The following is a 14377-nucleotide window of genomic DNA, read 5'->3' as shown; positions in this document are numbered from 1 at the left end:
GCACGCCCGACGGCGCCACCCGGGACGCCGTGGGCCTCCCGCGGCGATCCGGGCTTCAATGGGATTGACCCTCACGTGGCGTGAGGCGTCAGGCTCGATCCATGACCGGAAGGACGCAGGAGATGACCACCTGGACGGTGGGGCAGGTCGCCGACCTCTTCGACGTGACGGTGCGCACCCTGCACCACTACGACGAGATCGGCCTGCTCGTCCCGAGCGAGCGCTCGCGGGCGGGCTATCGGCTCTACACCGCCGAGGACCTCACGCGGCTCCAGCAGGTCGTGGTCTACCGGCGGCTCGAGATGCCGCTCGAGGAGATCGCGACCCTGCTCGACCGCGGCGAGGACGCGGCCGACCACCTGCGCCGTCAACGCGCGACGGTCATGACCCGGCTGGACGAGCTGCGCGAGCTCGTCTCGGCCATCGACCGAGCACTGGAGAGAGCGATGAACGACCAGCCCGCCACGACCGAGGACCTCAAGGAGCTCTTCGGTGACGGCTTCACGGACGAGTACGAGCAGGAGGCTCAGGAGCGCTGGGGCGAGACCGACGCGTGGAAGCAGTCACGGTCGCGCACGAAGCGCTACACCAAGGCCGACTGGGAACAGGTCAAGCAGGAGGCCGACGCCGTCAACGCGGCCTTCGTCGCGGCGCTGCGTTCGGGTGAGCCGGCGTCGGGCGAGGCGGCCATGGACGCCGCCGAGCAGCACCGCCGGCACATCCACGACCGCTTCTACGACCTCGACCACACCTTCCACCGGGGCCTGGCCGACATGTACGTCGCCGACCCCCGCTTCACGAAGACGTACGAGGACATCGCACCCGGCCTCGCGGCATACGTCCGCGACGCGATCCACGCCAACGCCGACCGCCACGCGACGGGCGGCTGAGCACGGGACGCGCCTGACCGACAGGTGAACGCGGCGGGGGAGGGCGACCYCCCCCGCCGTAACCTTGGCGCATGCGAGTTGGTGTCTTCGGTGCAACGGGTCAGGTGGGCGGCGTCATGCGCGCCCTTCTCGAGGAGCGGGACTTCCCGGTCACGCAGGTGCGGTTCTTCGCGTCCACGCGCTCGGCCGGCACGACGCTTCCCTTCAAGGGTGAGGACGTCGTCGTCGAGGACTCCGCGACGGCCGACTTCTCCGGCATCGACATCGCGCTCTTCTCCAACGGCGGCGCGGCCTCGAGGGAGCTCGCGCCGAAGGTCGCCGCCGCCGGCGCCGTCGTCGTCGACAACTCCAGCGCCTGGCGCAAGGACCCCGAGGTCCCGCTCGTCGTCTCGGAGGTCAACGCCGCAGACCTCGGCGACATCCCGAAGGGCATCGTCGCCAACCCCAACTGCACGACGATGGCCGCAATGCCGGTGCTCAAGCCGCTGCACGACAGGGCCGGCCTCGTGCGCCTGCACGTCTCGAGCTACCAGGCCGTGAGCGGCTCCGGCGGCGCGGGCGTCCAGGAGCTCGACCGCCAGCTAAGGGGGGCGTATGCCGCGGGCGACCCCACCGGGCTCGCGCTCGACGGGCGCGCGGTGGCCGTGCCCGAGGCGCAGCTGTATGCCGTCCCCGTCGGCTTCAACGTCGTGCCCCTCGCGGGGTCGGTCGTCGACGACGGCTCCCTCGAGACCGACGAGGAGCAGAAGCTGCGCAACGAGTCGCGCAAGATCCTGCACGCCCCCGACCTCCGGGTCTCGGGCACGTGCGTGCGCGTCCCCGTCTTCACCGGGCACAGCCTCGCGATCCACGCCGAGTTCGAGGGTGACATCTCGCCCGAGGAGGCGCTCGACCTGCTCAAGAACGCACCGGGCGTCATCGTCACCGACGTGCCCAACCCACTCGAGGCGGCCGGTCGCGACGAGGTCTTCGTCGGGCGCGTGCGGGCCGACCAGGCGGCGCCCGAAGGCAAGGGCCTCGTGCTCTTCGTCGTCGGCGACAACCTGCGCAAGGGTGCGGCCCTCAACGCCGTCCAGATCGCCGAGGAGCTGCTCGCCCGCCGCTGAGGCCCGCCACCCCACTCGCGCACCACCCCACCCGCGCAACACCCCACCCGCGCAACACCACCCGGGCAACACCCCACCCGCGCAACACACCGTGCAGGTCACAACCCACCGGGATCGGATCGCGGTGGGTTGTGACCTGCACGGTGTGTTGCGGGGAGACTTCGTTCGGGGACGCGGGGGCGGTGTCCGGGCGGTCGCATAGGCTCGGGGCGTGACGGAGAACCTCGCGGCCGCGACCCATCGGACGGCCACCGCCCCCGGGCTCTTCGTCTGCTTCGAGGGGGGTGACGGGGCCGGCAAGTCGACCCAGGTGCGCCTGCTCACCGACGTGCTCGAGCAGCGTGGACGCGAGGTCGTCGTGACCCGCCAGCCCGGCGGCACGCCGCTCGGCGCGCAGATCCGCGAGCTCGTGCTGCACGGCGACCATGTGGCGGCCCGGGCCGAGGCACTGCTCTTCGCGGCCGACAAGGCCCACCACGTCGACCAGCTGATCAAGCCGGCGCTCGCCGGTGGCTCCGTGGTCATCACCGACCGCTACGTCGACAGCGCGATCACCTACCAGGGGGCCGGTCGCGAGCTCGGTCGCGACGAGATCACCGCGCTCCAGCACTGGTCCGTCGGAGGCCTGCTGCCCGACCTGACGATCGTCCTCGACGTCTCGCCCGAGGTGGGGCGCCAGCGGCGCGGCGACACCCACGACCGCCTCGAGTCCGAGGCCGATGCCTTTCACGCCGCGGTCCGTCGCGGCTACCTCGAGCTCGCGGCCGCCGACCCCGAGCGCTACCTCGTCCTCGACGCGAGCGAGTCGGTCGAGCGCCTCCACGCCGGCATCGTCGACGGCGTCGACCGTGTGATGGCGGCCCGTCGATGACCGTCTGGGCCGACCTCGTCGGCCAGGAGCCCACCATCGAGACGCTGTCGCGCGCCGTCAGCGACGAGTCGGCGATGACGCACGCCTGGCTCTTCACGGGCCCGCCCGGGTCCGGTCGCTCGACCGCGGCCCGGGCGTTCGCCGCGGCCCTGCAGTGCCCCGACGGCGGGTGCGGTCAGTGCCGTGAGTGCCGCACCGCCCTCGACGGCAGCCACGCCGACGTCAAGGTCGTGGCCACCGAGGGACTGTCGATCAAGGTCGCCGAGGCACGCGCGCTCGTGCAGGAGGCCGCACTCCGACCGTCCGTCGGCCGCTGGCGCATCATCATCATCGAGGACGCCGACCGTCTCACCGCTTACACCGACGCCCCGGCCGACGCGCTGCTCAAGGCCCTCGAGGAGCCGACGCCGCGCACCGTCTGGATGCTCTGCGCCCCGAGCCTCGAGGACGTCATCGTCACGATCCGCTCGCGTTCGCGCCACGTGCGGCTGCGCACCCCTCCCGTCGAGGCCGTCGCCGAGCTGCTGCAGCGCCGCGACGGGGTCGACCCCGCCATGGCGTTGTATGCCGCCCGCGCCGCCCAGTCGCACGTGGGCCTCGCGCGCCGGCTGGCTCGCGACGAGCAGGCCCGCATCCGCCGCCGCGACGTCATCGCCATGGCGACGAAGATCCTCGGCGTCGGCGACGCCATCGGTGCAGCCGCCGACCTGGCCCAGATCGCCGACGAGGAGTCGACCTCCTCGAGCGCCGAGCGCGACGCCGCCGAGAAGGCCCACCTCATGGAGACGCTCGGCGCCGACCCGAGCGCGCGCACCCAGCCGCCCCACATCCGTGCGCAGGTCGCTGCGCTCGAGCGCGAGCAGAAGACCCGCGCGACCCGGTCGGCCCGCGACGTCGTCGACCGGGCCCTCGTCGACCTCACGTCGATCTACCGCGACGCGCTCGTGCTGCGCCTGCGCTCCGAGGTCGACCTCGTCAACCCGGACGCCGTCGACAAGGTGCGCGCACTGGCCGGGGTCTTCGGTCCCGAGCAGCTGCTCGCCGCCATGGACGCCATCAGCGAGGCCCGCGACCGCATCAACGCCAACGTCTCGCCCCTGCTCGCGCTCGAGGCCATGGCCCTGCAGCTGCGGGTGCCACGCGACCTCGGCATCTGACATCCCTCGCGGGCGCCGCCGTGTGAGGTTGTTCATGCACGAAACGGGCAGCCTCGACGGGTCCGGGCCCCGGCGCGTGCGACAGCCGGCGCGACGGGCAGCCCGCGCGACCCGGCATACGGCCTCGATGCGGTCACGTCCGCAGCTCGGAGGCGGCTCCCGACAGGTCGACCGGTTACGGTTTCGGGCATGACGACACGCCCTGCCGCCATCTCCCGCGCCCTCACCGCCGCCGCGGCGACCCTGGCGCTGGTGCTGGCAGCAGCGGCCTGCACGACGAGCGAGCCGCCGATCGGCCCCGCCTCGAAGACGGGGCTCCCGGCGGCCACGGCGGCGCCCACCGAGGCGCTCGCCTCCTACTACTCGCAGAAGCTCGACTGGAAGAAGTGCGGCAGCCTCGAGTGCGCCGACCTCCGGGTCCCGCTCGACCACGCCCACCCCGACCCGTCGAACGACCTGACGATCAAGGTCGCGCGCGTCAAGGCCCGCGACCAGGCCAGGCGTCTCGGCTCGCTCCTCGTCAACCCCGGCGGTCCCGGGGCGTCCGGCATCGACTACGTCCGCGGCGGCGCCGAGACCATCGGCGGGCCGGAGGTCCGGCGCTACTACGACCTCGTCGGCTTCGACCCGCGCGGCGTCGCGAGCTCCGACCCCGTCGACTGCCTCGACGACAAGGCCCTCGACCGTTTCCTCTCCGCCGACCCCACGCCCGACGACGCGGCCGAGGAGCAGGCCCTGCTGACGCAGGCCAAGGCCATGGCCGACGGGTGCCAGAAGGACAACCCCGAGCTCGTCAAGCACCTCTCGACCGCCGACGCGGCGCGCGACATGGACATCCTCCGGGCCGCCGTCGGCGACCCCCAGCTGAACTACCTGGGCAAGTCCTACGGCACGTTCCTCGGCTCCAGCTACGCCGACCTCTTCCCGCAGCGGGTCGGCCGGGTCGTCCTCGACGGGGTCGTGCCCCCCGACCTGACGAGCGCCGAGCTCGGCGAGGGCCAGGCCCGCGGCTTCCAGATCGCGACCCAGGCCTTCATCGAGGACTGCGTCACCGAGGACTGTCCCCTCGGCGACACCCCCGAGGCGGCGCTCAAGGGCCTCGACGACCTCTTCCGCGAGGTCGACCGCCAGCCGCTGCCCACGGGCGACCCGAGCGCGCCGCTGCTCACCGAGGGCTGGGCCCGGCTCGGGGTGGCCGTCGCGCTCTACGACCAGGGCGCCTGGGGCATCCTCACCGACGCCCTCAAGGAGGCGAAGGCCGGCAACGGCCAGAGCCTCATGCAGCTGGCCGACGCCTACGCCGACCGGCGCCCCGGGGGTGGCTACGACGGCAACCTGATGGAGTCGATCTACGCCGTCAACTGCCTCGACCGGCCCGACAGCCCCGACCTGTCCGCCTACGAGACGTATGCCACGGACTTCTCCGCGAAGGCGCCGACCTGGGGCGCCAACCTCGCGTGGGGCGCCCTGCCCTGCGGCGTGTGGCCGGAGAAGTCCGCCGTCGGCCCCCACAAGGTCACGGCGCCCGGCAGCGACCCCATCGTCGTCGTCGGCACGACGCGTGACCCCGCGACGATCTACGAGTGGTCGGTGCGGCTGCGCGACCAGCTCGACAACGCCGTGCTCGTGTCCTACGACGGTGACGGCCACACGGCCTACGGCCGGAGCAACACGTGTGTCGACAGCGCCATCGACGCCTACTACGTGCAGGGGCGCGTGCCCAAGGACGGACTCAAGTGCTGAACGAGGACCCGCGTCCCGACGACCTTCCCGACGCTCCGAGCGGGTATGCCGCCCTGCCGCCCTCCTACCCGGCGCCCTCAGCGGGTGCCGGCGGGGGCGCGCCGGTCGGGAGCGGTGGGTCCGGCGTGTCCGGCGTGTCCGGCCTGTCCGGGCCGGGCAGGCCCGGGCGTTCGCCGCTGCGCCCCGTGCTCGCGGCCGTCGCCGTGGTCGCCGTGGTCGCGGTCGTCGTCCTCGCCGCGTGGCGCATCGGCAACCCGCCGAGCGTCGCCGTGCCTCGACCCACCGTCTTCCCGTCCGGCTCGGTGACGCCGAGCCCGCCGTCGGTCCAGCCGTCGCCGGGCGCGGCGCTGTCGCGGGACTACCCGGCCGCGCTCGCGCCCTTCTACACCCAGCAGCTCGACTGGTCACCCTGCGCCGACAACGCCAAGCACCGGTGCACCACGATGGAGGTGCCCGTCGACTACGCGAAGCCGACCGGCGACCGCTTCACCCTCGCGCTGCGCAAGGCCCCGGCGACCAAGCCCTCCGAGCGCATCGGCTCGCTCGTCATCAACCCCGGCGGCCCCGGTGGGTCCGGGGTCGAGTACGCCCAGTACTCCTCGTTCGTCTTCTCACCGGCGGTGCGGGAGGCGTACGACGTCGTCGGTTTCGACCCGCGCGGGATCGGGGCCTCGAGCCCCGTGCGGTGCCTGGCGGACTCCGACATGGACGAGCTCTTCAGCGCCGACCCGACGCCCGACTCGGCGGCCGAGCGCTCGACGCTGCTCGCCGACGTCGACGGCGTGACGAAGCGCTGCGCGGCACGCGGTGGTGACCGCGCGATGCACATGAGCACGACCGAGGTCGCCCGCGACATGGACGTCATGCGGGTGCTCCTCGGCGACGAGAAGCTCAACTTCTTCGGCGGCTCCTACGGCACGTTCCTCGGCGCCGTCTACGCCGACACCTTCCCGAAGAAGGTCGGGCGGATGGTGCTCGACTCGGCGATGTCGCCGAACCAGACCGAGCAGCAGGAGATGACCTACGACATCCAGGGCTTCGAGTCCTCGATCGACGCCTTCATCGACTGGTGCGTCGCCCGGCCGGACTGTGCGCTCGGCAGCGACAAGGCCGGCGCCCGCCAGAAGATCGTCGACCTGCTCGACAACGTCGAGAAGAACGGCCTGACGACGAACAAGCCCGGTCTGACCCGGATCGGCGAGGGGTGGGTCGGCTTCTCGATCTTCATGTGCCTCTACTCCGACCAGTCGTGGCCGACGCTCAACAAGGGACTCGCCCAGGCGTTCACCGGCAAGGGCGACATCCTCCTCGCCAAGGGCATGTCGGTCGTCGAGCGCGGCATCACCGGTGACTACGCGCCGAGCACCTACCTCCAGGCGATGATCCCGGTGCGGTGCGCGGACTGGCCGCGGTCCACGGCCGACCCGTCCCTGGCCGCCGAGCAGAAGAAGGCCAAGGCGGCGCACCCGCTCTGGGCCCGGATGACCGGTGAGCTCTACGACAACTGCCGCACGTGGCCCACGGCCGGTCGCACCCCCAAGGGCACGACGCTCGCGGTCGGTGCCGACCCGATCCTCGTCATCGGCAACGAACGCGACCCCGCGACACCCATCGGCGGCACGAAGCAGCTCGCCAAGGACCTCGCGTCGGGCATTCTGCTCACTTCGGACCACGACGGGCACGGCACCTACTACGCTGGCAACCCGTGTGTGGACTCCGCCGTGGACGGGTACCTGCTCAGGGGAACGGCGCCGGCCGACGGCACGACCTGCTGAGCAGACTGCTCGCGCCCCTCGTCTCCGTCGCGGTCCTCGCGACACTCCTCCTGCTCGCCAGCAGTCCCTCCTACGCGCCCGGTGCCGGCTCGTCCGGCGGTTCGGTCACGGCGGTGACCGAGGGCGCACCCGACCCGGGTTCGTCGGATTCATCGGGGCCGTCGGGTTCGTCGGGGCCGGACGACGACGCCGCCGCGACGGACGGCGAGGCGGCGCCGCGCGACCGGGTGGAGCTCGGTACGCCGACCTCGAAGCCGGCCCAGGGGCTGGACGTCTTCTATGACCAGGCGATCAGCTGGCGTCCGTGCGACGACACCGGTGACGGCAGGGGCTCGGACGCCGACCGGTGCGGCACGGTGCGGGTCCCCGTCGACTACCTCGCGCCGCGGGCCGAGACGGTCGAGATCGCCCTGCGCAAGGTGCCGGCCGCGAACTCCAAGGCGCGCAAGGGGACGCTCTTCGTCAACCCGGGCGGACCCGGTGCCTCGGGCCTCGAGTTCGCGATGGAGGCCCGTGACTTCTTCTCCGACGACGTCCGCGAGGTGTGGGACGTCGTCGGCTTCGACCCGCGGGGCATCGGCGAGTCGGGTGGCTTCGCGTGCCTGCGGGGGAGGGACCTCGACGCGATGTATGCCGCCGACCCCACGCCCGACACGAAGGCGGAGAAGGCCGCCGCAGTGTCGTCGCGGACCGCGCGCCTCGACGGCTGCCTGGCGCGAGGCGGTGCGCTCGCGCGCAACATGGGCTCCGAGCAGGTGGCTCGCGACCTCGACATCATGCGTGACGCCGTGGGGGACGCCCACCTCAACTACTACGGGATCAGCTACGGCACGCTCATCGGGGCGCTCTACGGGGCGCAGTTCCCCGACCGGATCGGGCTCATGGTCATCGACTCTGCCGTCTCGCCCGACTACGTCGCGATGGACTCGGCGACGCAGGACGACGTCGACGGCTGGGCCGAGGGCGAGGCAGCGACGGTGGAGGAGGGCCTCGACGCCTTCCTGGAGGACTGCGTCGACCAGGGCGACTGTGCCCTCGGCGACGACGTCGACGCCGCCCGGACCCGGCTGCTCACCTTCCTCGACCGGCTCGACCGCAAGCCGCTCACCAGCGACGCCGAGGGCATCCCGCTGCTCACCGAGGGCTGGGCCGTGACGGCGATCAACGCCGTGCTCCTCTACGAGGACTCGTGGGAGGACGTCGACGACGCCCTGCACGTCGCGCTCGAGGACGGTGACGGCACCGACCTCGTGTGGACCGCGATGGACGCGGTCATGCGCGACGACGACGGCTCGTACGTCGGTGGCTACGAGGCGAGCCACCTGCCGATCCACTGCGCGGACTGGCCGCTGGACGCGACCTCGGAGATGGAGCCGAGCCGCTCCGTCCTCGTCGACCATCCGGTCTACGCCCATCTCTACGGAGTGGTGACGGACTCCTGCGACGGCTGGGTGGGCACCCAGCGGACCAACCTCATCCTCACCGTGGATGCCACCTCGCCGGTCCTCGTCCTCGCCAACGAGCGTGACCTCACCACGCCGCCGGACGGCACCCGAGAGATGGGACGTGGCATCTTCGGGTCGCGCTTCGTGCTCGTCGACGCGGACGGCCACGGGGTCTACGCCAACGGCAACGACTGCGCCGACGCGATCGTCGACGACTACCTCGCGCGGGGACTCGCGCCACGCAACGGCGAGCTCTGCGACGCCTGAACGGCCCCACGCGCGTCGAGGGGGCACCTTGCCGATGGAAGGTGCCCGTTCGACGGTGGCGAGGGCGTATGTCGGGTGGCCGGCGACGCGCGTCCGCCCGGTGGGCTGGTCCGCCCGGTGGGCTGGTCCGCCCGGTGGGCTGGTCCGCCCGGTAGGGCTCGTCCGCGCCGGTAGGGCTCGGCCCGGTCAGTCAATCGAGACCCGGACGACGATCTTGCCCGCCGTGTGCCCCTCCTGGTTGAGCCGGAACGCGTCCGCCAGCTCCTCCAACGCGAAGGCGCGCGCGATCGGCACCGACAGATCGCCCCGCTCGACCAGCTCGGTCAGGCGGGTGAGCTCGGAGCCGTCCGGGCGCACCCAGACGTAGTGCCCACCGGCCCCGGCGACCGACCCGTCGGCGATCGACGCGTGACGACCGCCCTCGGCGAGCACGGCGGTCGTCACGTCGAGGACACCGCCCACGAAGTCCGCGACGGCGTCGACACCCTCCGGAGCGAGCGCCTTGACGCGCTCGACCACACCGTCGCCGTAGGCCACCGGCTCGGCCCCGAGCTCGCGCAGGCGATCGTGGTTGCGCTCCGAGGCCGTGCCGATGACCCGGGCGCCGAGCGACCGGGCGATCTGCACCGCGAGCGAGCCGACTCCACCGGCGGCGGCGTGCACGAGCACGGTGTCGCCCTCGCCGACCTCGAGGCGGGTGAGCAGACGTAGGGCGGTGAGGCCGGCGAGGGGCAGGCCGGCGGCCTCGTCCCACGACATCGACGCGGGCTTGGCGGCGACGGCTCGCACCGGCACGCTGACGAGCTCGGCGAACGTGCCGCCGTGGACGTAGTCCTTGCGGGCGTAGGCAAGCACCTCGTCGCCGGGGGCGAACTCGGGGGTGTCGTAGCCGACGGCCTCGACGACCCCGGACACGTCCCAGCCCGGGACCACCGGGAACCGGACGTCCATGACGGCGTCGAGGCCGCCCGACATGAGCTTCCAGTCGACCGGGTTGACCGACGCCGAACGGACGCGCACGAGCACCTCGCCGGGGCCGACCTTGGGCTGCGGCTGCTCCGTGAGGGCCAGCACCTCGGGGCCGCCGTAGGTTTCGTAGGTCGTGGCGCGCATCGTCGGGGTCGTCGTCTGGGTCGTGTCGGTCATCCGTGGTCCTCCTGGGTCGTGCCGGTCGTGGGCTGGGTGGTGAGCAGGTCGCGCGGGCGCCCGGTCTCGCGGTCTCCCCAAGGACAAGTCGCGGCGGTCGGCGCGGCATTCCCAGGCGCCGGCAGGGTGCTTCGGCGGCGTCCGGACCGGCCCTGCCGGGGTGGCCGGGGCGCGATTTTTCTCCGGCAGGGGTCGTGCGTATACTCAACCTCCGTGTCCGGTCGCACTCGTCGCGGCCCTCACGACCAGCCGCTTTAGCTCAGTCGGCCAGAGCGATTCACTCGTAATGAATAGGTCATCGGTTCGATTCCGATAAGCGGCTCCAGCAACGCCCCCGGCTTCTGCCGGGGGCGTTTCTGCTGGTCAGAGGCTTGAACTGCCTCATTGAGTAGGACGCTGCCAGCCCGGCGGGGCTCCGCTCGGCGGCGGATTGCCTCCGGGTGACCATCTATGTCCATCTACCTTCGCTTGGCGCACTCCCGGCGCCGCGCACCACCAGCCGGGCTAAGCCTCCGATCCGACCTTGAGTCTGACCTGGGCAGGCGGACTGGGGGAGGCCGGCAGTGTTCGAGGGCGTTCGAGGGCGTTCGTGAGCGTCTGGATCTGCTGATGAGGGCTAGTTCGGTTCGCGCGGCGTCTCCGTCGCTGCGTTCGAACGCGCCGCCGCTTCAGTCGTCACAGAATCGGTCGCGCAGCGACGCCGAGAACGCTGACCGGCTGCAGCGGCGGCCCGTCCGGCCGTTGGTCTTTGCCACCTCGGTGGGCGATGAAGTCGACCACCTCGAGCCCATAGGAGACATGTCCCACGACGGAGTACAGCTGGCCTCCCGGTGGGACCTGGAACGTGTCATGCACGATGAAGAACTCGCCGGCTGTCGCGGCCGCGCGATCGCCGCGGGCCAGCCCGACGTCTCCGAGATGGTAGGTGCGGTCCTGGGGGACGTTCTCCAGAGGCAGGGAGAACCCGGGATCCGCCGTGCCGCGGCCGGACGGGTCGCCGCACTGCAGAAAGTGCGTTGGAGCCCGCAGTGTCGTCAACCGGCGACACACGCTGTCCCCCCAGTACCCGGCTCGGGCAAGCATCACGAATGACGCGACACTGCGTGGGGCGGCGCGTCCATCCAAGGAGATGCGGACGTCGCCGCACGTCGTCGATAGCGAGACGTCCCATGTGCTGCCTTGTGCGGCGCTCCCGGGCGGCGCGGCCGTGAAGGTCGGGTGGTCAGTCGGCAGCGCACGGGGCGCTCCGCACGTCACTGGACGCGGCGTGAGGTCCGAGGCCCCTAGGTGCTTCTTCGGGCCGGAGTTCAGGTACATCACGAACGCAAAGCAGGCGACGACGATGCAGCCGAGGACGACCAGGGACACGGCAAACATGAGGCTACGGACTGGACCCCACTTCTCCCTGGACATGCACAGAACCTAGACGCTGCGCGAGCGACCACGGTTGATACGCGTCCACGAGGCTCCCCTCCCGATACCGGACCGTCCGCGTCCAAGCCGGCCGTCGCGACATCCGATCATGCCGCACTGAGGACGGCTACGCTCGCCCGATCGTGCCGCCGAGCGCAGGTGGCTCGCCGCCCCGGGTCGCTGGCGTGCGACCGCTTGGCCGGGCCGGTGCTGAAGCGATCGAGACGTCTGGCGGCGCTCAGTGCTGGTTCAGGGTCGCTGCTGGTCGGCCGGTGCGCCGTGAGAGGGGAGCGGCTCGCTGGCGGCCCAGCTGGCGAGTAGGGCTAGCGCGTCGTGGGTTGGTGTGCCGTGCTCGGGGAGGTAGGTGACCAGGCTGGTGCTGGCGCCGGGCTCGAGTGGCAGTGACTCGAAGGGCAGGTCGAGGTCGCCAACGATTGGGTGGTGCAGCTTCTTGACGCCCGTGCTGTGGATGCGGACGTCGTGGGCGGCCCAGCGGAGCCGGAAGTCCTCGCTGCGTGTGGACAGCTCACCGATCAGGTCCGAGAGCCCTCGGTCGTAGGGGCTGCGGCCGGCTTCGGCACGCAAGAGGGCGACGGTGTCGTTCGCGACGGTCTCCCAGTCGCGGAACAGGGAGGTCGCGCGCGGGTCGAGGAAGACCAGGCGGGCGTTGTTCACGGGCTCGTCGGTGTCGTACCAGGGCGAGAACAGGGCCCGGCCCAGGGGGTTGGCAGCGAGCACATCGAGGCGCCCGTTGAGCACGACTGCCGGCACGGTCGGCATCGCCTCGAGCAGACGTTGGATGGTGGGGCGAACCCAGGTGGGCGCCGGTGGTCGCCTATTCGTCGCGCGTGCTGGCGTGCCCGCGGTGCGGAGGAGATCGAGCAGGTGCGCCCGTTCGGCGGCGTCGAGGCGCAGCGCGTGGGCGATCCCGTCGATGACGCTCTCGGACACGCCGGTGGCATCGCCTCGTTCGAGGCGGACGTAGTACTGCGGGGAGACTCCGACAAGCAGGGCGGCCTCCTCTCGTCGAAGTCCGGGCACCCGGCGGCGGCCGTCGCCGTAAGTCGGCAGGCCGGCCTGCTCGGGCGTGATTCTGGCTCGACGGGTGCTGAGGAACTCCCGAATCTCAGCCCTGACGGCGTCTCGGGGGCGCGGGTCCGGTGCGGTCACGTCATCAACTGTAGGAGAGCCCAAGCCAAGGTTGGGGTCCCTCTCAGTGGCCCCCACGACAGGGACTGCCATGGCTTCTCGTCTGCTGCTTCTCTGGCTGGAGGGACCACAACCGCGTCGCCCACCCAATCCACCCACAGGAGCACTCATGCAGACCGCACACCTCGGAGGCCTCGTGGTTTCCCGCATCGGCCTCGGTGCCATGACCATGGCCGGCACCTACACGTCGGAGGGCGCACTCGACCACGACGAGTCGACCCGCACCATCCACCGAGCCCTCGATCTCGGCGTCACGCACATCGACACCGCCGAGATCTACGGACCCTTCCTCAGCGAAGAGCTCGTCGGACGCGCCATCGCCGGCCGGCGCGACCAGGTCGTGCTCGCCACGAAGTTCGGCCTCGTCTCCCACCACCCCGGCACCGACCCCCAGCCCGGCAAGATCGACAGCAGCGCCGCGAGCGTCAAGGCGGCCGTCGAAGGCTCGCTGCGACGCCTCGGCACCGACCACATCGACCTGTACTACCAGCACCGGGTGGACCAGTCGACGCCGATCGAGGAGACCGCACAGGCCGTCGCCGACCTGATCGCCGAGGGCAAGGTGCTGCACTTCGGCCTGTCGGAGGCGTCGCCCGAGACCATCCGACGCGCCCACGCCGTGCAGCCTGCGTCGGCGCTGCAGACCGAGTACTCGCTCTGGACCCGCGACGTCGAGGCGGAGATCCTGCCGCTGCTGCGCGAGCTGGGCATCGGCTTCGTGCCCTACTCGCCGCTCGGCCACGGCCTCCTCACCGGCCAGATCCGCACCGTGGACGACTTCGCCGACGATGACTGGCGTAAGACCAACCCGCGGTTCGTCGGCGAGAACTTCCAGCGCAACGTCGCGCTAGTCGACGAGGTCACCGCCATCGGCGCCGAGATCGGCGCCACCCCGGCGCAGACCGCGCTCGCGTGGATCCTCACGCGCGGCATCGACATCGCGCCCATCCCCGGCACCCGCCGCGTCGCCCGTGTGGAGGAGAACACGGCCGCCGACGCGATCGAGCTCACCACCGGCCAGATCGCGCGCCTTGAAGCGCTGGAGCCCGCGGCGGGAGCACGGCACGACGACGTCAACATGGCGTCGATCGACCGGTGACGCCCACCCGCTCTACGACATGCGCAGGGATTTCCACCCGTACCCCGACTACCAGTGGGAGGGTGCTCAAGGCGTTTCTGGCCGGCGAGATGGACCCCGGAGAGGTCATTGACCAGAGCACCGAGCGGGCGAGCAGCCGTGGCCGGACATGTACGCCGAGGGGCATGCTGAGCATTGGCTGACGACACCCCAGCTCAACGAGGCCAATCAACGACAGTGGGAACTGGCCTGCAGCGCACCCTGGGCCTGAACTCGG

General features: G+C 71.6%; 11 protein-coding genes and 1 tRNA gene. 9 read left to right on the top strand and 3 right to left on the bottom strand.

Annotation, left to right across the window (positions count from 1 at the left end):
* Positions 1 to 122: 122 nt before the first annotated feature.
* The 7 genes from ASD90_RS19475 (at position 123) to ASD90_RS19445 (ending at position 9254) form a co-directional block, all read left to right on the top strand.
* Positions 123 to 890: a MerR family transcriptional regulator gene (locus ASD90_RS19475; RefSeq protein WP_056760075.1), complete on the top strand. Its 768-nt coding sequence runs from the start codon at positions 123 to 125 to the stop codon at positions 888 to 890.
* 71 nt (positions 891 to 961) lie between these two features.
* Entirely contained in the window at positions 962 to 1996 is a 1035-nt protein-coding gene (locus tag ASD90_RS19470; protein ID WP_056760073.1) for an aspartate-semialdehyde dehydrogenase, read from the top strand.
* 211 nt (positions 1997 to 2207) lie between these two features.
* Positions 2208 to 2867 (top strand): dTMP kinase, encoded by a 660-nt coding sequence (gene tmk / locus ASD90_RS19465; RefSeq protein WP_056760071.1) that lies wholly within the window; start codon positions 2208 to 2210, stop codon positions 2865 to 2867.
* Positions 2864 to 4024 (top strand): DNA polymerase III subunit delta', encoded by a 1161-nt coding sequence (locus ASD90_RS19460; protein WP_056760070.1) that lies wholly within the window; start codon positions 2864 to 2866, stop codon positions 4022 to 4024. The genes tmk and ASD90_RS19460 overlap by 4 nt, the downstream gene beginning before the upstream one ends.
* A 189-nt stretch (positions 4025 to 4213) precedes the next feature.
* Positions 4214 to 5767 carry an alpha/beta hydrolase gene (locus ASD90_RS19455; protein WP_056760067.1) on the top strand — a complete coding sequence of 518 codons (1554 nt, stop codon included), beginning with the start codon at positions 4214 to 4216 and terminating at the stop codon, positions 5765 to 5767.
* Complete coding sequence (locus tag ASD90_RS19450) at positions 5761 to 7542, top strand: alpha/beta hydrolase (protein WP_056760065.1); 1782 nt, start codon at positions 5761 to 5763, stop codon at positions 7540 to 7542. Before ASD90_RS19455 ends, ASD90_RS19450 begins: the two co-directional genes overlap by 7 nt.
* On the top strand, positions 7473 to 9254 hold the full coding sequence (locus ASD90_RS19445; protein ID WP_056760063.1) for an alpha/beta hydrolase: 1782 nt from the start codon (positions 7473 to 7475) through the stop codon (positions 9252 to 9254). Before ASD90_RS19450 ends, ASD90_RS19445 begins: the two co-directional genes overlap by 70 nt.
* Before the next feature lie 186 nt (positions 9255 to 9440).
* Here the strand turns inward: ASD90_RS19445 and ASD90_RS19440 are convergent, their stop codons facing one another.
* Positions 9441 to 10367 (bottom strand): NADP-dependent oxidoreductase, encoded by a 927-nt coding sequence (locus ASD90_RS19440; RefSeq protein WP_200958663.1) that lies wholly within the window; start codon positions 10365 to 10367, stop codon positions 9441 to 9443.
* A 281-nt stretch (positions 10368 to 10648) separates the two neighbouring features.
* Here ASD90_RS19440 and ASD90_RS19435 point away from each other — a divergent pair.
* Positions 10649 to 10725 (top strand) — tRNA-Thr (locus ASD90_RS19435).
* A gap of 350 nt (positions 10726 to 11075) precedes the next feature.
* Here ASD90_RS19435 and ASD90_RS19430 read toward each other — a convergent pair.
* Positions 11076 to 11777, bottom strand: a complete 702-nt coding sequence (locus ASD90_RS19430; RefSeq protein WP_056760060.1) for a peptidylprolyl isomerase — start codon at positions 11775 to 11777, stop codon at positions 11076 to 11078.
* A gap of 285 nt (positions 11778 to 12062) precedes the next feature.
* Entirely contained in the window at positions 12063 to 12983 is a 921-nt protein-coding gene (locus tag ASD90_RS19425) for a helix-turn-helix transcriptional regulator (RefSeq protein ID WP_056760058.1), read from the bottom strand.
* A gap of 148 nt (positions 12984 to 13131) precedes the next feature.
* Between ASD90_RS19425 and ASD90_RS19420 the strand changes: the two genes are divergently transcribed.
* Positions 13132 to 14121: an aldo/keto reductase gene (locus ASD90_RS19420; protein ID WP_056760057.1), complete on the top strand. Its 990-nt coding sequence runs from the start codon at positions 13132 to 13134 to the stop codon at positions 14119 to 14121.
* The last annotated feature ends 256 nt before the right edge of the window (positions 14122 to 14377 follow it).

Source organism: Terrabacter sp. Root181 (genome assembly GCF_001428505.1).
Lineage (GTDB): Bacteria > Actinomycetota > Actinomycetes > Actinomycetales > Dermatophilaceae > Terrabacter.
This window is presented reverse-complemented; position numbering and strand designations above follow the sequence as displayed.